The organism is Atopobiaceae bacterium (assembly GCA_022483015.1).
GTDB lineage: Bacteria > Actinomycetota > Coriobacteriia > Coriobacteriales > Atopobiaceae > JALCUE01.
Map to the genome: position 1 here is coordinate 638,588 of JAKVOB010000001.1, position 20,590 is coordinate 659,177.

At 65.8% G+C, this 20,590-nt stretch carries 19 protein-coding genes and 2 pseudogenes; 20 read left to right on the forward strand and 1 reads right to left on the reverse strand.

Features of this window, described 5'->3' with window-relative positions:
• The first annotated feature begins 41 nt into the window (after nucleotides 1–41).
• From LKE50_02765 to LKE50_02795, 7 genes and pseudogenes are all read left to right on the forward strand, one after another.
• Complete coding sequence (locus tag LKE50_02765) at nucleotides 42–539, forward strand: Rrf2 family transcriptional regulator (GenBank protein ID MCH3967542.1); 498 nt, start codon at nucleotides 42–44, stop codon at nucleotides 537–539.
• A complete protein-coding gene (locus tag LKE50_02770) occupies nucleotides 539–1,501 on the forward strand; it encodes an adenine glycosylase (GenBank protein ID MCH3967543.1) in 963 nt (320 codons plus the stop codon). Before LKE50_02765 ends, LKE50_02770 begins: the two co-directional genes overlap by 1 nt.
• Nucleotides 1,502–1,697: 196 nt before the next feature.
• Nucleotides 1,698–2,243: a rubrerythrin family protein gene (locus tag LKE50_02775; GenBank protein MCH3967544.1), complete on the forward strand. Its 546-nt coding sequence runs from the start codon at nucleotides 1,698–1,700 to the stop codon at nucleotides 2,241–2,243.
• 639 nt (nucleotides 2,244–2,882) lie between these two features.
• Nucleotides 2,883–2,978, forward strand: a pseudogene (locus LKE50_02780) (hypothetical protein).
• 282 nt (nucleotides 2,979–3,260) lie between these two features.
• Nucleotides 3,261–3,914, forward strand: coding sequence for a DUF4143 domain-containing protein (locus tag LKE50_02785; GenBank protein ID MCH3967545.1), 654 nt, complete (start codon nucleotides 3,261–3,263; stop codon nucleotides 3,912–3,914).
• Between the two features lie 146 nt (nucleotides 3,915–4,060).
• A complete protein-coding gene (locus LKE50_02790; protein MCH3967546.1) occupies nucleotides 4,061–5,497 on the forward strand; it encodes an FAD-binding protein in 1,437 nt (478 codons plus the stop codon).
• A 240-nt stretch (nucleotides 5,498–5,737) separates the two neighbouring features.
• Complete coding sequence (locus LKE50_02795) at nucleotides 5,738–7,183, forward strand: zinc ribbon domain-containing protein (protein MCH3967547.1); 1,446 nt, start codon at nucleotides 5,738–5,740, stop codon at nucleotides 7,181–7,183.
• Between the two features lie 185 nt (nucleotides 7,184–7,368).
• Here the strand turns inward: LKE50_02795 and LKE50_02800 are convergent, their stop codons facing one another.
• On the reverse strand, nucleotides 7,369–8,271 hold the full coding sequence (locus LKE50_02800; protein MCH3967548.1) for a putative ABC transporter permease: 903 nt from the start codon (nucleotides 8,269–8,271) through the stop codon (nucleotides 7,369–7,371).
• Nucleotides 8,272–8,604: 333 nt separating this feature from the next.
• On the opposite strand from LKE50_02800, the gene prfA reads away from it, so the two are divergent.
• The 13 genes and pseudogenes from prfA (at nucleotide 8,605) to atpA (ending at nucleotide 20,587) form a co-directional block, all read left to right on the forward strand.
• On the forward strand, nucleotides 8,605–9,672 hold the full coding sequence (prfA, locus tag LKE50_02805) for a peptide chain release factor 1 (GenBank protein ID MCH3967549.1): 1,068 nt from the start codon (nucleotides 8,605–8,607) through the stop codon (nucleotides 9,670–9,672).
• A 7-nt stretch (nucleotides 9,673–9,679) separates the two neighbouring features.
• Nucleotides 9,680–10,543 (forward strand): annotated as a pseudogene (prmC, locus tag LKE50_02810) (peptide chain release factor N(5)-glutamine methyltransferase).
• Nucleotides 10,544–10,597: 54 nt separating this feature from the next.
• A complete protein-coding gene (locus LKE50_02815; GenBank protein MCH3967550.1) occupies nucleotides 10,598–11,227 on the forward strand; it encodes a threonylcarbamoyl-AMP synthase in 630 nt (209 codons plus the stop codon).
• Nucleotides 11,217–12,263 (forward strand): lysophospholipase, encoded by a 1,047-nt coding sequence (locus LKE50_02820; protein ID MCH3967551.1) that lies wholly within the window; start codon nucleotides 11,217–11,219, stop codon nucleotides 12,261–12,263. Before LKE50_02815 ends, LKE50_02820 begins: the two co-directional genes overlap by 11 nt.
• A 270-nt stretch (nucleotides 12,264–12,533) precedes the next feature.
• Entirely contained in the window at nucleotides 12,534–13,199 is a 666-nt protein-coding gene (locus LKE50_02825; protein MCH3967552.1) for an L-threonylcarbamoyladenylate synthase, read from the forward strand.
• 103 nt (nucleotides 13,200–13,302) lie between these two features.
• A complete protein-coding gene (glpK, locus tag LKE50_02830) occupies nucleotides 13,303–14,793 on the forward strand; it encodes a glycerol kinase GlpK (protein ID MCH3967553.1) in 1,491 nt (496 codons plus the stop codon).
• A gap of 63 nt (nucleotides 14,794–14,856) precedes the next feature.
• On the forward strand, nucleotides 14,857–15,297 hold the full coding sequence (gene rpiB, locus LKE50_02835; protein ID MCH3967554.1) for a ribose 5-phosphate isomerase B: 441 nt from the start codon (nucleotides 14,857–14,859) through the stop codon (nucleotides 15,295–15,297).
• Between the two features lie 54 nt (nucleotides 15,298–15,351).
• On the forward strand, nucleotides 15,352–16,008 hold the full coding sequence (upp, locus tag LKE50_02840; protein ID MCH3967555.1) for a uracil phosphoribosyltransferase: 657 nt from the start codon (nucleotides 15,352–15,354) through the stop codon (nucleotides 16,006–16,008).
• 471 nt (nucleotides 16,009–16,479) lie between these two features.
• Nucleotides 16,480–17,280: a F0F1 ATP synthase subunit A gene (atpB, locus tag LKE50_02845; protein MCH3967556.1), complete on the forward strand. Its 801-nt coding sequence runs from the start codon at nucleotides 16,480–16,482 to the stop codon at nucleotides 17,278–17,280.
• A gap of 109 nt (nucleotides 17,281–17,389) precedes the next feature.
• Nucleotides 17,390–17,584, forward strand: coding sequence for an ATPase (locus LKE50_02850; GenBank protein ID MCH3967557.1), 195 nt, complete (start codon nucleotides 17,390–17,392; stop codon nucleotides 17,582–17,584).
• Nucleotides 17,585–17,615: 31 nt separating this feature from the next.
• Entirely contained in the window at nucleotides 17,616–18,227 is a 612-nt protein-coding gene (atpF, locus tag LKE50_02855; GenBank protein ID MCH3967558.1) for a F0F1 ATP synthase subunit B, read from the forward strand.
• Entirely contained in the window at nucleotides 18,217–18,972 is a 756-nt protein-coding gene (locus LKE50_02860) for a F0F1 ATP synthase subunit delta (protein MCH3967559.1), read from the forward strand. Before atpF ends, LKE50_02860 begins: the two co-directional genes overlap by 11 nt.
• On the forward strand, nucleotides 18,956–20,587 hold the full coding sequence (atpA, locus tag LKE50_02865; GenBank protein MCH3967560.1) for a F0F1 ATP synthase subunit alpha: 1,632 nt from the start codon (nucleotides 18,956–18,958) through the stop codon (nucleotides 20,585–20,587). Before LKE50_02860 ends, atpA begins: the two co-directional genes overlap by 17 nt.
• Nucleotides 20,588–20,590: the final 3 nt, after the last annotated feature.

Sequence of the window (20,590 nt, forward strand, 5' to 3'; positions counted from 1 at the left end):
GGCGGGTGGCTGCACGGCGGGGCAGAAGGCAGGAGGAAACGGTGGAGATCTCACGCAAGACCGACTACGCGATGCGCATGCTCGCGGCGCTGGCCCGACAGGAGGACGGCATCCTCTCGGTCCGCATCGCGGCGGACGAGAATGACGTCCCCTACTCGTTCGCGCGCTCGATCCAGCACGACCTCGTGCGCGCCGGACTCGTCGAGAGCCTGCGCGGCGCACGCGGCGGCATGCGTCTGGCGGTGGACCCGTCGGACATCACGCTGCTGCAGGTGGTCGAGGCGGTCCAGGGGCCGGTGGACATCGCGACCTGCGACACGGCCGGCCCGGACGGCGCCCCCTGCCCCCGCATGGTCGACTGCCACTTCAACCCGATCTGGCGAGGTGCCCGCGACCTGCTCGTGGACTACTTCTCATCCGTGACGCTCGACCAGGTCGTGAAGGGGAGCAAGGCCCCCTGCATCTCGCCCGACCTGTGCGGCCCGCACGCCTTCGACGACCTGTGCGCGGCCTCGGCCCGGGACCTCGAGCAGGCCTGATGTCCCGGCGTCCGGGCACCTCTCGTGGCCTCGGCCCCGCATCTGGCGCGGCGCCGGGGAGGCCGACGTCCCCTCGGCCCGACCCTGACCCGAACCCCGTGGACCTCGAGGACTTCCGCGCCCTCGTGCTCTCGCGGGGACGTGACCTGTACCGCGACCTCCCGTGGCGTCGCACGCGCGACCCCTATGCCATCTGGATCTCCGAGGTCATGCTGCAGCAGACCCAGGTCGCGCGTGTGGACGGCCGCTGGCAGCGCTGGCTCGAGCGCTTCCCGACCCCGGACGCGCTCGCCGCAGCCGACACGGCCGACGTCCTCGCCGAGTGGCAGGGGCTCGGCTACAACCGGCGTGCGCTCTCGTTGGCCGACGCCGCCCGTAAGGTCTCGGCCGCAGGAGGCGGGATGCCGCATGACGAGCCCGACCTCAGGGCGCTCCCCGGCATAGGTCCCGCCACGGCCGCGGGCATCCGTGCCTTCGCCTACGACCTGCCGGGGGTCTACCTCGAGACCAACGTCCGTGCCGTCTTCCTGCACGAGCTCTTCCCGAAGGCCGAGGCCGTGCCTGACGCGACGCTCGTGCCCTATGTGCGCGCTGCCTGTCCATCCGATGCGACGGATTCCTCAGACGACCCGCGTACCTGGTACTATGCACTTCTCGACTACGGGTATGACCTCAAGCGGAGACTTCCCAACCCCTCGCGACGGTCGAGCACCCACGCCCGTCAGTCCCGCTTCGAGGGGTCGCGCCGGCAGAAGCGTGCGGCGCTCGTGCGTCTGCTCCTCGATGCGCGCACGGCCGCGGCCGGTCCCCTCACGACGGAGGCCCTGGCCCAGGCGCTGACCGCGCAGGAGGTCGCGGCCGGGCGCGACCCCGTCCCTGCGGCGGACGTGGACGGCATCCTGTCCGACCTCGCGCACGAGGGCTTCTGCTCCCAGGCAGACGATGGCCTCTGGCTGGCATAGACGGACGTGACCCACGCGCCTCGCGGGGACGGACGTATCCCCTGCGACGGCACGTCCCTCTCGCCGGGCGCTTGAGATGTGCTCTTTTGCCGTTGGCAGGATTCTCATATGAGACGTAGTTTGCAACATATCGATATTTGGGTAAGATGTTCAGCAACGAGCCAACTGGGCTCATTACCTATGAGGAGGATTTCGCATGGCCACTGATTTCGCGAGCTCTCAGACCAAGAAGAACCTCGAGACCGCCTATGCCGGCGAGTCGCAGGCGTCCATGAAGTACGGCTACTATGCCAAGGCAGCCAAGAAGGAGGGCTACGTCCAGATCGGCAACATCTTCGCCGAGACCCAGGGCAACGAGGCCGAGCATGCCAAGCTCTGGTTCAAGTACCTGCATGACGGTGCTGTTCCCGACACGCTGACCAACCTCAAGGATGCCGCCGCCGGCGAGCACTACGAGTGGACCGACATGTATGCCGGCTTCGCCAAGACCGCCAAGGAGGAGGGCTTCGACGAGATCGCGGCCAAGTTCGAGGGCGTCGGTGCCGTCGAGAAGCACCACGAGGAGCGCTACAACAAGCTGGCCGAGCGCGTCGAGAAGGGCGAGGTCTTCGATCGCCCGGACGTCAAGGTCTGGAAGTGCTCCAACTGCGGCCACCTGCACGTCGGCCCCACCGCCCCCAAGATCTGCCCGGTCTGCAGCCATCCGCAGGCCTACTTCGAGGAGCAGGCCATCAACTACTAGGCTGGCCGCGTAGGCTGCCTGGCCTGATTGACGAAGCATCTGAGGTCCGGGTCCCGCAAGGGGCTCGGACCTCTTGCATGGGCGCCGGCGCTGGCCATGGCCTCCCAGGGTCGAAAGCGACAGGCAACGCGCCCCGGCACCCACGTTGCCTGTCGAAATCGACCCGCACACCGCCTGCGTCCGCCTCCCAGGGTCGAAAGCGACAGGCGACGCGCCCCGGCGCCCACGTTGCCTGTCGAAATCGACCCGCGCCAGAGTCGAAGGTGACCAGACGACATATGTGCATTCGGAAAATAGGAACTCGAATAGCCGGATTTGCGGAAGTGGATACTACGGAATCAGAGAAACGTCCCTGTTGTACGTCTGATTGGAGCAACCGTGCCGAGTGAACAAATCCATCCTGATGGTTATCAGGCGCGGGTCTGTGATGGAACAATCGAGCGCATGCTCACAATCTTTGGCGCAGTAGAGATCTCTGGGACCAAGTGGTGCGGTAAGACCTGGTCAGCACGCGAGCATGCCAAGAGCATCACCTATATAGATGAAGGGGACAATCGTGAGATAGCATCGGCTGACCCATCGCTGATACTCCTTGGTGAGTGACCGCATGTCATAGACGAATGGCAGCTCGTACCGCGGATATGGGACGCGGTCAGGCACGCCGTCGATGCGGTCTCAGGGATAAGAGGTGCCTGGATACTGACCGGTTCTAGCACCCCGGCGACCGGGGAGGTCTCCCATAGTGGTGCAGGTCGAATCGGCCGCGTGAGGATGCGGCCAATGAGCCTCTCGGAGTCCGGGGATTCGACTGCCGCGGTTTCCCTTTCGGGCCTCTTCGAAGGTGATTTCCAACCTGTGCGTGTCGAGACGTCATCCGATGGCATCGCTGCGCTTTGCTGCAGAGGAGGATGGCCAGAAGCTATAGGGATGGACCCTGATGATGCACAGGAGCTGGCCAGGGCATATCTCGATGCTGTTGCGCGGGCGAGTATGCCTGCGCTTGGGAGGAATCCTGACATGACTCGTCGGCTTCTCATCTCGCTCGCTCGGAACGATGGCCAGGGGGCGACCATCAAGACCCTCCGGGCCGACATGGCCGGCGGGGACGATTCCGACCTGGTGACGACCAAGACGGTTTCGGTGTATTTGTCTGACCTGGTCTCTATGTATCTCATCGATCTGGTCCACGGCTGGGCCCCTCCGGCTCACTCCCCAAAGCGCGTCCAGGTCAAGGAGAAGCGCTACTACGCTGACCCTTCGCCTGCCGTAGCTGCCCTGGGGATGAGTGTGCGCGGTCTTCTCGGGGATTGGCAGTCCTTTGGTCTCGTTTTCGAGAACCTCTGCATGCGCGACTTGCTCGTCTATGCTTCTGCGCTCAGGGGTGCTGCCGCGGAGCCGGTTCGCTACTATCACGATGAGTCCGGGCTCGAGGCTGACTGCATCATTGAGATGGCTGATGGTCGTTGGGCCGTGATCGAGGTAAAACTATCGGATGACAAGGTCGATGAGGCTGAGACCCATCTGCTTGCGATGAGACGCAAACTTTGCGAGAACCCTAAGGCCAAGGTACGCGAGCCGGAGTTCATGGCGGTCATCGTCGGCATTGCCGAGTATGCCCGGCGTACGTCTGCGGGGACCTATGTGATTCCGATAACCTGCCTGGGGGCATAGTAGGGATGTAATGCGCGTCTCGCCAACCAAGAGGTCCCACCATGCAACCATCAAGTCGTACTCAAACCTCCCCTTCGACATCTGGTCGAGCCTCCTCAACCCCATGTGCCGCCGAGAGGAACACCCTCTCCTGTGACGTCGCCATCGTGGGCGCCGGACCTGCCGGCATCTTCTGTGCCCTCGGCATCCTCGCCCATGACCCCACCTGCCACATCGTCATGGTCGAGCGCGGCCTGCCCATCGAGCGTCGCGTCTGCCCCAAGACCGGTGACGCCGCCCATCCCGGCACCGGCCACTGCCTCAACTGCGACCCCTGTCGCATCACCACGGGCTTCTCGGGCGCGGGGGCATTCTCCGACGGCAAGCTCTCGCTCTCGCACGAGGTAGGCGGGGATCTGCCAGAGCTCCTGGGTGCCCAGCTCGTGCAGGAGACCATCGCACGCGTCGACCGAATGTACCTCGACTTCGGCGCTGACGACCGCGTGGAGGGCGTGGGCCACCCCGACTCCGTGGCCGACATCCGCAGGCGTGCCATCAAGGCGGGCCTCAAGCTCGTCGACTGTCCCATCCGCCACCTCGGCACAGAGCGCGCCCAGCAGATCTATGCCGCCATCGAGCGGCACCTGGTCGAGGCCGGCGTCACGATCCTCTTCCAGACCGAGGTCACCGAGGTCATGGTCGAGAAGGGCCTCTGCCAGGGGGTCCGCGCCCATGGCCGAGGCACTAGGGCGGAGGGGGCACCCGATGTGCACGTCCCCTTCGACGAGGCCGGTGACCTCACCATCGCCGCCGGCCAGACCGTGGTCGCCACGGGCAGGCGCGGGGCGGACTGGTTCGACCACATGTGCGACGAGCACGGCATCGCCCACACGGCGGGCCCCGTGGACATCGGCGTGCGCGTGGAGGTGCGCAACGAGGTCATGCAGAACGTGAACGACGTGCTCTACGAGTCGAAGCTCATCGGATATCCCGACCCCTACAAGAACAAGGTCCGCACCTTCTGCCAGAACCCGGGCGGCTTCGTCTCCCAGGAGAACTACGACGGCGGCCTGGCCGTGGTGAACGGGCATTCCTACAAGGACCGGAAGAGCCCCAACACCAACCTGGCGGTGTTGTGCAGCCTCAACTTCCGCGAGCCGTTCGACCAGCCCATCGCCTACGCCCAGAAGGTGGGCGAGCTCATGAACATGCTGGGCGCGGGCCACATCCTGGTCCAGCGCTTCGGTGACGTGCTCGACGGCAAGCGCACCTGGCCCAAGGAGCTCGACCGCTCCAACGTGGTGCCGACCCTGCCCGATGCCGAGGCCGGTGACATCTCGGCTGCCATGCCCTACCGAGCCATGGCCGAGATCGTCTCGTTCATCAAGGCCGTCGACGAGGTCGTCCCCGGCTTTGCCGCCGAGGAGACCCTGCTCTACGCCCCGGAGCTCAAGTTCTACTCAAATCGTGTGACCATGGATGCCCATCTGGACACCAACGTGGCTGGCCTCCATTGTCTGGGCGACTCGTCCGGATGGACCCGCGGTCTCATGATGTCGTCCGTGATGGGTCTCCTCATGGGAGAGGAACTGGCAGGGGAGTGATGTTGCCAGGACCAGCGTGAACTGAGGGGTATCCGGAGGCCATCGGTCCTGGGGCTGGGGTAAGCGGCGGCTCCTCGTGACAGGTGACCGCCTGTGCGGCGTCCCCGTTGACCCGATGTCCGCCCCCCCCTCGCCTTTTGCCCGTTATGCCCCCATCCCTGATGCAGCTCGGATACACTGGTGCATGATGCGTGAATGACGCAGGTCCCGTTATGTGATGAGATGAGTTGGGGGTGCTCCATGTTCTGCCCGTACTGTGGTGCTCCGCTCGATGACGACGACAAGGCCTGTCCTGCCTGTGGACGTGAGGTCAGCTGGCTCTCTGGTGCCCCCATCGCAGATGGCGTCGCGGGCGAGGATGCCTCTCGTGCCGCAGGGCGCTCTGCCGAGGACCCTTCGGCGCCCTCCTCCGATGCCGACGCGACACAGCTCCTCTCCTCCGATGCCTTGGAGCCAGACGATGCCGAGGTCGACCGTGAGCCTTCCCCTGAGGCGAACGCCACCGACGCCGCGGACTCCACGCAGGCCATCGACCCCATGCGTGCCGCGGGCTCCTCTTCGTCGGCTGCGGGCCAGGACGCCGCCTCGACCTTCTCGGGCAACGTGGTCCCGCCGCGTCCGGTGACGCCTCGTCACTGGGCCGAGGACAGCGACGACCTGAGCCTGCGCGGGGCTGTCAACTCAGGCTACCGACCCACTGGCGAGAGGGCCTCGAAGGCCCCGTCGACCAGCATGCTCGTCGGCGTCTGTGTGGTCATGGTCACGGGGTGCCTCGGGTTCATCATCTTCCTCACCAATGGGTTCGGCCTCCTCAGCGCCACGGGGTCCGTCACGCCCATCTCGGTGCAAGCCCCCGTCACGACCGCCAACGCTGCCATGGAGGATGCTGCTGACACCACCTCGGCTTCCACCTCGGACGACTCGGTGAAGGCGAACCTTGCGGCCTATTCCTGGGCCGACCTGTCGGCCATCGCGGCCAAGGTCGAGGCGGCCGGCAGCCGCGAGGATGCCCTCAAGGTCGCCGAGACCTACAACCTCGTCTCCGCCGATGGGACCATCTCGAGCAACGTCACGACCCTGCAGCTGACGGATGGTACGAAGGTCAGCGTTCGTCTGGCGGACGTCTATCATGACGACCTCTCGGACGGTTCCGGCAAGGCCGGCCTCACCTTCGTCTGCACCACCTCGGCAGGAACCCACCGCATGCAGTCCACTGACACCAACACGGGTGGCTGGGAGGGCAGCGAGATGCGCTCCTGGCTCGCCGGCACCGAGCTCTCGGCGTTGCCGAGCGACCTGTCGCAGGCCATCGTCTCGGTCAAGAAGAGCACCGAGAACGTGGGCTACAGCAAGGACCCCTCCTCAGTCACCACCACAGACGACAAGATCTGGCTCCTCTCGTATGCCGAGCTGGCCGGTACGCCCAGCTGGGACTGGGGCGGCGTCGGCAATGCAAGCGCCTACAACGCCATCCTCGGGGCGGAGGGTACGCAGTACGCGTGCTTCTCGGGGTCTTCCTCGAACCTCGTCGTGAAGGACGCCTCGGGTACGGCGACCATCTGGTGGCTTCGCTCGACCTCGCCGAGCAACACCAAGCACTACCGGTCGGTGAGTGCGGGCGGCAGTGCGGCGAGCTACGACGCCTCGAACGAGGAGCACGGCGTCGTGTTCGGGTTCTGCCTATAGGCCTGTCGGCCATGTCCGGCCTGGAAAGCCGACGTCCTCTGCCCCCCCCCCGTCCGCGAGTCGTCTACGGTCCCTGGATATCGACCACCCCATGACAGACACAGGATGCCCCGCCACCTGCTGTAGGTGACGGGGCATCGTCATGCACGTCCATGTGTCATCCGGCAATCGTTGCCGGACCGCGATCACTCGCCGGTGAACGAACCCGAGTCCTCGACGGTGAGGTTCTCGAAGCGCTCGTCGATGAACTGCTCGTCGTAGTGCTCGTCGATCCATTCCTCGAAGCCGTTCGCGGCCGGGATCCCCTCGGCGCGTGCGGTGTTCCTCGAGAAGCAGGTGACGGTGACGAGGGCGTCGAAGACGAGGAAGACGGCCAGTGCCACGACCACGATGACGCGGCCCTTGCCGGTGGAGGCTCGGCGGATGCGGAAGAGCAGCTCGGGCAGGATCACGCGCAGCCAGATGAGGCCCAGGAAGCCCCAGATGATGACGAAGCGCCACGCCGTCCACTTGGTGATGTGGTCGGGAAGCCCAAGGTAGTTCCAAGACTCGGCATGTGCGAAGGTCTCCATGGCCCAGCCGGTGACCTGCTCGAGGCCCGTGCCGAGTGCGGCCGAGATGAGATAGATCTGCCAGGTCGGGCGCTTGCGCAGGCCCCACAGCACCACGGTGAGCAGCACGGCGCCGAAGCCATAGAGCGGGGAGAACGGGCCCCACACCATGCCGACGCGGCTCTCCTTGATGCCGAAGTTGATATACATCCAGACTTCCTCGAGGATGAGCCCGAGGACGCAGGCGATCAGGAAGATGTAGATGAGCTGGTACAGGGTGATGTGGAAGTTCTCGAGGTAGGCGTCCCTCTCCTTGGCCTGGGCCTCGCGGAGCTTGGCCCGCTGACCCTTGTCGAGATGCTGCTTCTTGGCCTCCTTGATCTTGCTGTCGACCAGATTACGCTTGGCCTCGACCTCGGCGTCCTCGGCGGCCATCTCCTTGTTCGCGGCGATCTTGTCCGACACGAGATGGAAGAGGTAGACGCAGAGCTTCACCGCCAATGCGATGATCAGGATGAGCACGAGAATCTGTACCATGAGAGACCCCTTCGGTCGTCTGCGGATGCGGATGTGCCGCACCGCTCGTACAGGGTCCGTGGCAGGGCCACGGAGGGCACACGTCAGAGTTTTTGCCCACATGCATATTAGTGCGTGAAGAACCCATGAAGGACGAGAAATTCAGATAGCTCCCAGATGGGGCGACGCAGGCCTGTGAGCTGTCATTCTCTGCGGGTGGATGGCGCTGCCACATGGAATGGTGGCCGAGGTGGTATCATCTCTTGGCTTATGACTACTCGGCGGCACGGTCGTCCGCTGGCGCAGGCCATGCCGCCGCGCCTGACGTCTTGCCGCCTCTTCTAAGGAGTACCCATGCGTGACAAGCTCGAGAAGCTCATCGCTGCCTACGAGGAGCTCGAGAAGAAGCTGGCCGACCCGGCCGTGATCGCCGACCAGGACGAGTACACGCGTCTGGCCAAGGAGCACTCGCGCCAGTCCGAGCTGGTCGAGAAGTCCCGAGCCTACATCGAGGCCCTGGACGACATCGACGCTGCCAAGGAGCTCCAGCGCGGTGAGTCCGATGCCGACACCAAGGCGATGCTCCAGGAGGACATCTCGGCCAACGAGGCCAAGCTCCCGTCGCTCGAGGAGGACATCAAGTTCATGCTCATCCCGGGTGACCCCAACGACGAGAAGGACACCATCGTCGAGATCCGTGCCGGCGTGGGCGGCGACGAGGCGGGCATCTTCGCGGGAGACCTCTACAAGATGTATGAGCGCTTCGCGGTGGCGCGCGGCTGGAAGGTCGAGGTCCTCTCGTCCTCGCCGTCCGAGGCCGGTGGCTTCAAGACCATCGAGTTCAAGGTCACGGGCGAGAAGGTCTACTCGGTCATGAAGTACGAGAGCGGCGTCCATCGCGTCCAGCGCATCCCCAAGACCGAGAGCCAGGGACGCATCCAGACCTCCACGGCCACCGTGGCGGTCCTGCCCGAGGCCGACGAGATCGACATCCAGATCGCCCCCGAGGACCTGCGCATCGACACCTACTGCGCCAGCGGCCCTGGTGGCCAGTGCGTCAACACCACCTACTCGGCCGTGCGCATCACGCACCTGCCGACCAACACCGTGGTCCAGTCGCAGGACCAGCGCTCCCAGATCCAGAACCGCGAGGTCTGCATGCAGATGCTCCGCGCCCGCCTCTACGAGCAGGAGCTCGAGCGCCAGCAGGCCGAGATGGGTGCCGAGCGCCAGAGCCAGATCGGGCATGGCAACCGAAGCGAGAAGATCCGTACCTACAACCAGCCGCAGGACCGTGTGACCGACCACCGCATCGGGTTCAACGGCACCTACAACGGCGTCCTCCTGGGCGACACGCTCGGGTCGGTCATCGAGGCCCTGGCCGCAGCCGACCGCGCCGAGAAGCTCGCGCAGGCGGTCTAGCCCGACCATGGCGACCACTTGGACGGTGCTCTCGGTCCTCAGATGGACGAGCGACTACCTCGCTCGTCACGATGACCCCCAGCCGCGTCTCTCGGCCCAGTGGCTCGTGTCTGCCGTCACGGGCAAGACCCGCGTCGAGCTCTACACGGACTACGACGAGCCCCTCTCGCAGGCGGAGCTCGACGAGCTCCACGCCGCGATCGAGCGTCGTGCTGCGGGCGAGCCCCTCCAGTACGTGACAGGCGAGATGCCCTTCCGTCACATCGTCCTGCGCTGCGAGCAAGGTGTGCTCATCCCCCGTCCCGAGACGGAGGTGCTGGTGGACGCCGCCCTCGAGGGGGTCGATGCCGTCCCCGGCCCGGCGCGCGTCCTCGAGCTGGGGTGTGGCACGGGCTGCATCGCGCTCTCCATCGCCTCCGAGCGGCAGGGCACGCACGTGGTCGCCACCGACCTCGCGCCCGCGGCCGTCGCGCTCGCGACGCGCAATCGTGATGCGCTCGGACTCGTGCGCGACGTCGACATCGTCGGGTGCGACCTTGCCGCGGGCGTGGACGAGGGGCTCATGGGCACCTTCGACGTGCTCGTCTCGAACCCGCCCTACATCCCGACGCCCGTCATGGCGACCCTTCCCCAGGAGGTCGTGGGCCATGAGCCTGCGCTCGCCCTGGATGGTGGTCAGGACGGCCTCGACGTGTTCCGCCGTATCCTGGCGCTCGCCCCCTCCGTGCTCGCCCCTGGCGGCATGCTCGCGGTGGAGCTCTTCGAGGAGAGCCTCGACACGGCCGTAGGCCTCGTGCGTGCCCAGCCGGGCTGGGCCACGGTGGAGGCACGGGACGACCTCACGGGCCGTCCCCGCGTGCTCGTCGCCGTGCGCGAGGGCGAGCTCGCGGCCCATCCGGAGCCGGAGCATGCCCCAGGCACGGTCATGACCTGCGACCAGTCCCATCCCACCATCGACGTCGTCGCCGCGGCCACCAAGGTGCTCCTCGACGAGGGCGTCGTGGTGGTCCCCACCGACTCCGTCTATGGCATCGCCGCGCTCGCCACACCAGGCAACCCCGGCCACGGGCGAATCTTCTCGATCAAGCACCGTGACCGCGACCAGACCTTGCCCCTGCTCCTGGCAGACGCGACCGATCTTGCCGCCTATGCGGAGAATCCCACGCCGGCCGCCGTGGCGCTCGCCAAGGCCTTCTGGCCCGGCGCGCTCACGCTCGTGGTGCGCGCGTCCGAGCAGGTCCCGGCAGACTATCGGCGTGAGGACGGGACGGTGGCGCTGCGCGTGCCGGACTCCACGCTCGTGCGTGCGATCATCCGCGATGCGGGTGTGCCGCTGGCCTGCACGAGTGCCAACGCTCACGGTGCACCCAGCCCTGCGTCGGCCGCAGAGCTCGAGCCGGCCATACTCACCGACGCAGACCTCACGCTCGACGGAGGGCCCGCGCCCGAGGGCATCGCATCGACTATCGTCATATGCATGGATGGGGCCCCCGCGATCGCACGAGAGGGGGCCATCCCGAAGGAACGCGTCGAGGAGGTCCTCAATGGGCGATAAGGGCACTGCTTCAACCTATGCGGGCGTGACGTTCGACCCCGCAGCCTCGCTTCCAGGAGGGCCCGTGGCCACCACCGCGGCGATGTCCCACGAGGGCATCTCGTTCGCGTCGACCGACGGGCACTCCATCTGCACGGGGGACCTGTGGCTGCCGGAGGGCGGACCGCGTGCCGTGGTGGAGGTCTGCCATGGCATGGTCGAGCACTTCGGCTGCTATCAGGGGTTCGCGGCCGACCTCGTGGCGGCGGGCTATGCCGTCGCCGGGGCTGACGTCATCGGCCATGGGCGGAGCTGCCCCGACGAGGACGACCGCGGGGTCTACGACCCCAAGGTCGGCAAGGATGCCATGGTCGAGGACCTCCACGTGCTGCGTGCCGGCCTCGAGGCGCGCTACCCGGACCTGCCGGTCGTCCTTCTCGGCCACTCGATGGGCTCGTTCGTGGTCCGTTGCTACGCAGGCCGCCATGGGAAGGGGCTGGCGGGGCTCGTGGTGATGGGCACGGCCTGGCAGCCCACGGCGGTGCTCGTGCTCGCGACCTTCCTCACCAATGTGGTCGCCCTCTTCCATGGCTGGTCCTACCGCTCGCCGTTCATCGACAACCTCGGTTGTGGCGGCTACAACGACCGGTTCGAGGGGACGGGCGACAAGACCGGCTACGAGTGGCTCTCGCGCGACCCGGCACGTCCGCGTGCCTACGCGGCTGACCCCGAGTGTGGCTGGATGTTCTCGGTGAGCGGGTACCACGTGCTCTTCTCGCTGCTCCGCGAGGCGCAGACCAGGCAGTGTGCCGAGGGCGTACCTGAGGACCTGCCCGTGATCATCCTCTCGGGTGACGACGACCCGGTGGGTGCTCAGGGGGACGGGCCGGTGCGCGTCTTCAAGCAGCTCAAGAAGGCTGGCGTCGAGGACGTCACGCTCAACCTGTACAAGGGCGCGCGTCACGAGCTCCTGAACGAGACCTGCCGCGACGAGGTCGTCGCCGAGATCGAGCAGTGGGTGGCCGACCTCCCCAGGGTCGGCGGCACGGGCGAGTGAGCTCGCGACCCCTCCCGCCGAGAAGGACCTCCTGCCCGGCTCCCCTGGCCTGACCCGTCCTGCGAGCGGTCGCTTCTCGGGGGCATACGGGAGAGCTGACCACCCTTCACCGAGCCGCTCGGTCGCTTGCGGAAAAGATTGCGGCGGACCCCCTTGCGTGGGGCCTTCCAACATGACAATGGGCAGCATGCAAGCCGAGCGGCACGCGGTACTTCTCGCGGGCCTCGGGCCTGCCCGCAGCACGGGACACGCAGCAGAGGGGGAGGAAACGTGCCAAACAGCGTCTTCGTCATCGGCGACCGCTCTTCGCTCGATGCCGCCATCGACGGCACGGCGGCAGTCCTGCGTCGCGGTGGTCTGGCGATATTCCCTACCGACACGGTCTACGTGGCCGCCTCGGTCGCGCGTTCCGGTCAGTCGCTCTCAGGAGGCATCGAGCGGCTCTTCCAGCTCAAGCGGCGGGGGAGGGGACCATCGTTCCCATGGCTCGTGGCCTCGGCCGCGGACCTCGAGGTCTATGGGCGCGACCTCACCGACGAGGCGCTCATGCTCGCGACCTGCCTGTGGCCCAGTGGCCTCACGCTCGTGGTCCGTGCCTCCTCGGCGGTACCCAGGGCGCTCGCCCGCGAGGATGGGACGGTGGCGCTGCGATGCGCCGACTCGCCCATCGCGTCGGGTCTGCTCCACGCCTGCGCCGCACCGCTCATCTGCACAGGTGCCAACCCGCACGGGGTTGCCACGCCCGTCACCTATGACGAGATCCTCTCGGAGGTGAAGGCCACGGTGGACACGGCGATCGTGGACCCGAACGCGGCCTGCAGAGGGCGCTCGACCATCGTCGACTGCACGACCAGGCCGGTGCGCCTGCTCCGCGAGGGGTGCGTACCACATGCCGCAGTCAACGAGGTGCTTGGCTACGAGATGCCGTTCGTCTGATTCCTGCCGCGAAGGCGTCGTGCGGCACACATGACTGGGAGGTTCGATGGAGACGATCATGGACAGCGTGCTCGGGGGCCTGAAGGGCCAGCCGGCAGACGAGATGGGCTCCGACCAGGGCTATGTCATGGCGCTCGACGCCGGTACCACGTCGGTGCGCGCCATCCTCTTCGACGAGTACGGCTGCAAGGTGGCCATGGCGCAGCGCAAGCTCACCGTGACCTACCCACATCCCGGCTGGGTCGAGCAGGACCCGGTCGAGATCCTCTCGCGCCAGATCGCCTGCATGATCGAGGTCCAGTTCAAGAGCGGGATCCACTCCGACCGCATCCGCTGCGTCGGCCTCACCAACCAACGCGAGACCGTGGTCGTGTGGGATCGCACCACCGGCCAACCCATCTACAACGCCATCGTCTGGCAGTGCCGCCGTACCGCCCCCATCGTGGACGCGATCGTGGCGGATGGCCATGCCGACCTCATTCGTGAGCGCACGGGCCTCATTCCCGACGCGTACTTCTCGGCGACCAAGATCAAGTGGATCCTCGAGAACGTCGACGGCGCCCGTGACATGGCCGAGTCGGGCCAGCTCCTCTGCGGGACCATCGACACCTGGCTCATCTATAACCTCACGCATGGCGTGGTGCACGCAACCGACTTCACCAACGCGAGTCGCACGATGCTCTTCGACATCCATAAGCTCGACTGGGACGACGACCTCTGCGAGATCTGTGGGGTGCCCCGGGGCATGCTTCCCGAGCCGCGCCCCTCGTCAGGCGACTTCGGGCGCGTGAGCTCGGACATCATGACGCATCATCCCGTGATCTCGGGCGTGGCCGGCGACCAGCAGGCGAGCCTGTTCGGTCACTGCTGCTTCACCCCGGGGAGCGTCAAGAACACCTACGGCACCGGCTGCTTCATGCTCATGAACGTGGGCCAGGAGGCACCGGCGTCGAAGAACGGCCTCGTCACGACCATCGGCATCGCCGAGGGAGGCAAGGTCGACTACGCGCTGGAGGGCTCGGTATTCCAGGCCGGTTCGGTCATCCAGTGGCTTCGCGACGAGCTGGGCCTCATCGAGCATGCCGCCGACACCGACGCCTTGGCCCGCTCCGTCCCCGATGCCGGCGGCTGCTACGTGGTGCCGGCCTTCACGGGCATGGGAGCCCCCTGGTGGAAGCCTGACGCCCGCGGGGTCATCTGCGGTGTCACGCGCGGCACGGACCGGGCACGCCTCGTGCGCGCCGCCTGCGAGTCGCTCGCCTACCAGACGTACGACATCCTGAAGGCCATGGAGGCCGACTCCGGCCATACCCTGGGCTCGCTCGAGGTCGACGGTGGGGCCTCGCAGAACGACTTCATCATGCAGTTCCAGGCCGACCTTCTCGGCATCCCGGTCGAGCGCAGCGAGGTCGACGAGACCACCGCCCTGGGGGCTGCCTACCTGGCAGGGCTCTCATGCGGATATTGGTCGAACCGCGAGGAGCTCGAGTCGAACCATGCGGTCGCGGCCACCTACCAGCCCCACATGGGCGCCTCCGAGCGCGAGCGCCTGCTCACCGGCTGGCGCGACGCCCTGAGGCGCACGCTGGAATGACCCGTCGGGTCCCGTTTGCGCTACTCTACCTATGTAGCTACGGTCGTCCCGAAGGGAGCGCACATGCGCGTCGCCATCGCATCCGATCATGCGGGGTTCTGCCAGAAGAAGGTCCTCTCCGACTTCGTGAGGGGTCTCGGGCACGAGGTCGAGGACCTCGGACCTGATACCGACGAACGGGTCGACTATCCCGACTTCGCCGACAAGGTCGCCCGTGCCGTGGCATCGGGCGAGGCCGACCGAGGGGTGCTCATCTGCGGCACCGGCCTCGGCATGGCCATGACGGCCGACAAGGTCGCGGGCATTCGCGCCGCAAGCGTCCAGACCGTGCCCTTCGCCACGCTCGCGCGCGAGCACAACGACGCCAACGTCATCTGCCTGTCGGGACGCTTCGTGGCACCCGATACCAACCAGGAGATCATCCGTGCGTTTCTCACCTGCGAGTTCGCCGGTGGCAGACATGCAGGGCGTGTCGAGAAGATCATGGCAGAGGACAATCGCTAGCACGATGCACGCCTTGCCCGCGCGGGCGGGACGCACGCAAGAAGGGGGCACTTCATGAGCGAGGTCGAGGACCTGACCACCGACGGGCGCGTGACGCTCGTCGACCATCCCATGGTCCAGCACAAGCTGGGCATCCTGCGCAGCAAGGACACCGGTACCAAGCAGTTCCGCGAGCTCGTGCGCGAGCTCGCCCTGTTCGAGGGCTACGAGGCCACGCGGGACTTCCCGCTCGAGGACGTCGAGGTCAACACGCCGCTCGAGACCTGCACCTGCAAGGAGCTTGCCGGCAAGAAGGTCGCCGTGGTCCCGATCCTGCGCGCCGGCCTGGGCATGGTCGACGGCATCCTCGACCTCATTCCGTCGGCTCGCGTCGGCCACATCGGGATGTACCGTGACCCCGACACCCACGAGCCGCACGAGTACTACTGCAAGCTCCCGCCCGACGTGAGCAACCGCACCTGCCTCATCGTCGATCCCATGCTCGCCACCGGTGGGTCTGCCACGGCGGCGATCGACTACCTGAGAAAGGCGGGCGTGCGTGACATCCGCCTGCTGGTCCTCGTCGCGGTGCCCGAGGGCATCCGTGCCGTCCTCGACTTCGACCCTGACGTCCGCGTCTACACGTGCGCCATCGACCGCCAGCTCAACGAGAGCGCCTATATACTGCCGGGCCTTGGCGACGCAGGCGACCGCATCTTCGGCACAAAGTAACCACTCGCTTTACGAGCAGGTAACGCGACCGTTTCGGGACCTTTTGGGGGCCTTGTTGCCGTGGCACGATGTTATCGGCGAAAAGGTGTGGACATTGACCGGGGATGGTCTACTATCTTCGAACGGTGTTTGAAAACGGAACGGACTGGGGGGTGTGCGCGTGGCAGACGTCCTCGCGGTGGTTGCGGGCGTCGCGTTCGGCGTTCTCGGGAGCATTCCGGGGGGCTGGCTCGCGCACGGTACGATCCGACACCAGCACAGGTACGGCATCGGCCAGGGACTTGTGAGTGTCCTCGTGTCGATGGCTCTGCTCACGATGGCGCTTGGGGGATGTTGGATTCTCTCGCGTGACCGGTTCGCACCATTCGCCTGTGCTCTGCTCGTAGCTTTTAGCGCGATATGGGTATATGAGGCGGCAAGGGCATGGCGCTGGATCAGCGGCCATGCAGGGGATAAGGGAAGTGGGCAGTAGTGGAACAGTTCGAGAAGCTGCCGAGTCTGGTAGATGAGCTGGTAACCAGCTTTGTGCCTGCCGCTGCTGTCGGCACCACCACCTTCGGCATCACCCAGTACTCGTTCTGGATGTATGTCGCCGTCATCATCCTGGCCGTGCTCATGGTCGTCTTCGTGCGCAAGCAGAAGGCCACGCTCGTGCCGCAGGGCCGCTTCGTGAACGCCATGGAGATGTGCGTCGACTTCGTCAAGAACGACATGCTCAAGGCCACGGTCGGCGCCACCTGGCGCAAGCACTTCCCCTTCATCGCCACGGTCTTCTTCTTCGTGCTCATCAACAACCTCCTCGGCGTCATCCCGGGCATGCGTCCCGGCACCGGCGCCATCGGCACCACGGCGGCCATCGCCTGCTGCTCGTTCGTCTACTTCATCGCGGTCGGCATCAAGAAGTGGGGCGGCTGGACCTACATCAAGAGCCTCGCCCCCAAGGGTGTGGCGTTCCCCATGAACATCCTGGTGTGGGTCATCGAGGTCTTCTCGACGTTCCTGCGCCTCATCACCCTGGCCGTCCGACTCTTCTGCAACATGCTCGCCGGCCACATCGTCATGGGGACCTTCTGCATCCTCATCTCGATCTTCGTGGAGCCCCTGCTCCAGAGCTTCTCGGTCACGGCGCTCACGGGTGCCGCCACCTCGATCATCTGGCTGCTCATCCTGCTCATCATCTATGCGGTCGAGATCCTCGTGGCCGCCATCCAGGCCTATGTCTTCGCGCTGCTCTCGGCGGTCTACGTGCAGCTTGCTGAGGCAGGGGAGTAAGGGGAGCGTTTCCGGTTCGTGGCAACTCGGCGGGTCCGCCCGCCTGTGCATATAGTTTGGGATATAACCGCTCGCGAGGTGCGGGCGGTTGACAAAGGAGGATTCAGTCATGGGAGTTATCGGATATGGTATCGGCGTTGTCGGCGCAGGTCTCGGCATCGGCATCACGGCCTACGGCGTCGCCACGTCCATGGCGCGTCAGCCTGAGGTCCAGGACCGTCTGTTCACGGTCTTCATCCTCGGCTCCGCATTCGTCGAGGCACTGGCCCTCATTGGCTTCGTCACGGCCCTCATCGCTGGTTAGTGGGCAAGAAGTCATTTTGGAGGCACACGACATGAAGATGAACCATCAGGGGGTAGGGCCGCGCATGGCCGTCGGCACCGTCGGTGCGGGCGTCACGTTCGCGCTCCTCGCTGTCCCAACGCCGGCGAACGCCGGGGCTGATGCCAGCATCCTTATCCCGGAACCTGCCGAGTTCATTCCTGCGCTTGTCGCCTTCCTGATCATCTGGGCCCTTCTCGCCAAGTTCGCATGGCCGTCGGTCCTCGGCATGCTCGACAAGCGTCAGAAGACGATCCAGGACAACCTCGACGAAGCCGAGGCAGACAAGCAGAAGGCGGCCGACCAGCTCTCGGCCTACGACCAGAAGCTCGCAGACGCGCAGCGCGAGGCCGACTCCATCGTGGCCGACGCCAAGCGTGACGCCGAGCAGGAGCGCGCCGAGATCGTCGCCAAGGCGCAGGACGAGGCATCAAAGATCATCTCGAGGGCCCATGAGGCCACCGAGAACGAGCGTCGCGTCGCCATGAACGACCTCAGGGACTCCGTCGCGGACATCTCGGTCGAGGTCGCAGGCAAGATCATCGGCGAGAAGCTCGACGACGCAGGACAGAAGAAGCTCATAGAGAAGTACCTCGCAGAGGTGGGGGACCTCGATGAGCATTAGCCGTACCGAGCAGAAGAGGGTCGAGACCTACGCCCACACGCTTCTCGAGGCTGCGAAGTCCGAGGACCGCGAGGTGGTCGAGGCTCGGGATTTGGAGTCGCTCCTCGCCCTCAACCCCGAGGCGCTGGGCATGATCAAGGTCATGGGCGAGCGTGACGAGCTCGACCTGCTGCCCGAGGTCGTGGGGCTCTACCAGAAGCTCTCGGTCTCGAACGAGCAGGAGACCAAGGCCGTGACCCCGCAGAGGGGCCCCGCATCGGCTACGCAGAAGTCCCAGTCGGCCAGCAAGGCCTCCACCTATGCCCGAACGTTGCTCGAGGCCGCCAAGACCGAAGGCCGCGAGGGCAAGGAGCTCGAGGACCTTCAGTCGGTCGAGAAGCTCACCCCGGAGATTCGCAGCATGCTGGCCGTCATGGCCTCGCGCCAAGACTCCGACCTGCTCCCAAGGGCCATCTCGGCCTATAAGGAGATGCTCGACAAGGAAGGCGACACCGTGGCCGTCGAGGTCACGACCGCTGTCCCCCTTGATGACGAGCTTCGCGAGAAGGTACGCGCCAAGCTGGGCAAGAGTATCGGAAAGGGCGTGTTCCTCATCGAGAAGGTCGATCCCGACATCATCGGCGGCATCATCGTTTCGGCGCACGGTCATCGGCGCGACGCGTCGGTACGTGCACAGCTCAACCATGCGCGTGAGGTCCTCACGCTGAATCAAATCGGAGGTGACTCTAGTGACGGAGAAGATTGACGCAACCACGATCTCGAATGCCCTCAGGGGGCGTCTCGACGATCTTTCGGCAGCGGTCGACACGCGCGAGCTCTCGCACGTCATCGACGCTGGCGATGGTATTGCGCGTGTCATCGGTCTCAAGAGTGCCATGTCGGGAGAGCTGCTCCAGTTCACCAGCTCTCTCACAGGTAAGTATGTCTACGGTCTGGCCCAGAACCTCGACGAGGAGGAGGTCGGCGCCGTGCTCTTCGGCGAGGTCGACTCCATCGAGGAGGGCGACGAGTGCCGCACCACGGGGCGCATCATGGACATCCCGGTCGGGCGCGCCATGCTCGGCCGCGTGGTGAACCCGCTCGGCGAGCCCATTGACGGCCTTGGCCCCATCGCCACCACGGACCGTCGTCCCATCGAGTTCAAGTCCCCTGGCATCATGAGCCGTAAGCCCGTGTGCGAGCCGGTCCAGACCGGTCTCATGGCCATCGACTCCATGGTCCCGGTGGGTCGCGGCCAGCGCGAGCTCATCATCGGCGACCGCAAGACGGGCAAGACGGCCATCGCCATCGACGCCATCATCAACCAAAAGGGCACCGACATGGTGTGCATCTACGTCGCCATAGGCCAGAAGGCCTCGACGGTCGCCACCATCCGTCAGACCTTCATCGAGCACGGCGTCATGGACCAGACCATCATCGTCGCCGCCACCGCGGCCGACGCGGCGCCACTCCAGTACATCGCCCCCATGGCGGGTGCCGCCATCGGCGAGTTCTTCATGTACAACGGCAAGGATGGTAAGCCTGCCGGCAAGGACAACCCCGGCGGTCACGTCCTCTGCGTCTATGATGACCTCTCCAAGCAGGCCGTCGCCTACCGGCAGATGTCACTGACGCTGCATCGTCCGCCCGGACGTGAGGCCTATCCTGGCGACATCTTCTACCTGCACTCCCGGCTCCTCGAGCGCGCCTGCAAGATGTCCGACGACCTTGGCGGCGGTTCCCTCACGGCGCTGCCCATCATCGAGACCCAGGAGGGCGACGTCTCGGCCTACATCCCGACCAACGTCATCTCCATCACAGACGGCCAGATCTATCTCCAGTCCAGTCTCTTCTTCCAGGGCCAGCGTCCTGCCGTCGACGTCGGCATCTCGGTGTCGCGTGTCGGTGGTGCCGCGCAGACCAAGGCCATGAAGCAGGTCTGCGGCAACCTTCGGCTGGACCTTGCCAGCTATGCGGAGCTCGCGAGCTTCTCGCAGTTCGGATCTGACCTCGACGCCACCACGCAGCATCAGCTCACGCATGGCGCTCGCATGACCGAGCTCCTGAAGCAGAAGCGTTATTCGGCACTTGACGCTCCTGACGAGGTCATCTCGATCTTCGCCGGCAACGAGGGCGTTCTCGACGACCTCGAGGTCGACCAGGTCCTGCCGTTCCGTGACGGGCTGGTGCAGTACATGCGCAACAGCCATCCGGCCGTGCGCCAGGCTCTCATGGAGGGCAAGATCTCCGACGAGCTGGCAGCCCGCCTGAAGAAGCACATCCTCTCGTACAAGAAGAAGTTCCTGCTCGCCAACAAGACCGACGTCCCTGCCGAGGCCCCCGCGGAGGACGCGGCCACCACGCAGGACACCAAGGAATAGGGT

What these genes read in the sequence shown, in the direction of transcription:
- LKE50_02800 (MCH3967548.1), bottom strand. Translation starts at nt 8,271, where the DNA reads ATGGTACAGATTCTCGTGCTCATCCTGATCATCGCATTGGCGGTGAAG.
- LKE50_02785 (MCH3967545.1), top strand. Translation starts at nt 3,261, where the DNA reads ATGACTCGTCGGCTTCTCATCTCGCTCGCTCGGAACGATGGCCAGGGG.
- atpF (MCH3967558.1), top strand. Translation starts at nt 17,616, where the DNA reads ATGAAGATGAACCATCAGGGGGTAGGGCCGCGCATGGCCGTCGGCACC.
- LKE50_02770 (MCH3967543.1), top strand. Translation starts at nt 539, where the DNA reads ATGTCCCGGCGTCCGGGCACCTCTCGTGGCCTCGGCCCCGCATCTGGC.
- upp (MCH3967555.1), top strand. Translation starts at nt 15,352, where the DNA reads ATGAGCGAGGTCGAGGACCTGACCACCGACGGGCGCGTGACGCTCGTC.
- glpK (MCH3967553.1), top strand. Translation starts at nt 13,303, where the DNA reads ATGGGCTCCGACCAGGGCTATGTCATGGCGCTCGACGCCGGTACCACG.
- LKE50_02820 (MCH3967551.1), top strand. Translation starts at nt 11,217, where the DNA reads ATGGGCGATAAGGGCACTGCTTCAACCTATGCGGGCGTGACGTTCGAC.
- prfA (MCH3967549.1), top strand. Translation starts at nt 8,605, where the DNA reads ATGCGTGACAAGCTCGAGAAGCTCATCGCTGCCTACGAGGAGCTCGAG.
- LKE50_02815 (MCH3967550.1), top strand. Translation starts at nt 10,598, where the DNA reads ATGACCTGCGACCAGTCCCATCCCACCATCGACGTCGTCGCCGCGGCC.
- LKE50_02850 (MCH3967557.1), top strand. Translation starts at nt 17,390, where the DNA reads ATGGGAGTTATCGGATATGGTATCGGCGTTGTCGGCGCAGGTCTCGGC.
- LKE50_02775 (MCH3967544.1), top strand. Translation starts at nt 1,698, where the DNA reads ATGGCCACTGATTTCGCGAGCTCTCAGACCAAGAAGAACCTCGAGACC.
- LKE50_02795 (MCH3967547.1), top strand. Translation starts at nt 5,738, where the DNA reads ATGTTCTGCCCGTACTGTGGTGCTCCGCTCGATGACGACGACAAGGCC.
- rpiB (MCH3967554.1), top strand. Translation starts at nt 14,857, where the DNA reads ATGCGCGTCGCCATCGCATCCGATCATGCGGGGTTCTGCCAGAAGAAG.
- LKE50_02860 (MCH3967559.1), top strand. Translation starts at nt 18,217, where the DNA reads ATGAGCATTAGCCGTACCGAGCAGAAGAGGGTCGAGACCTACGCCCAC.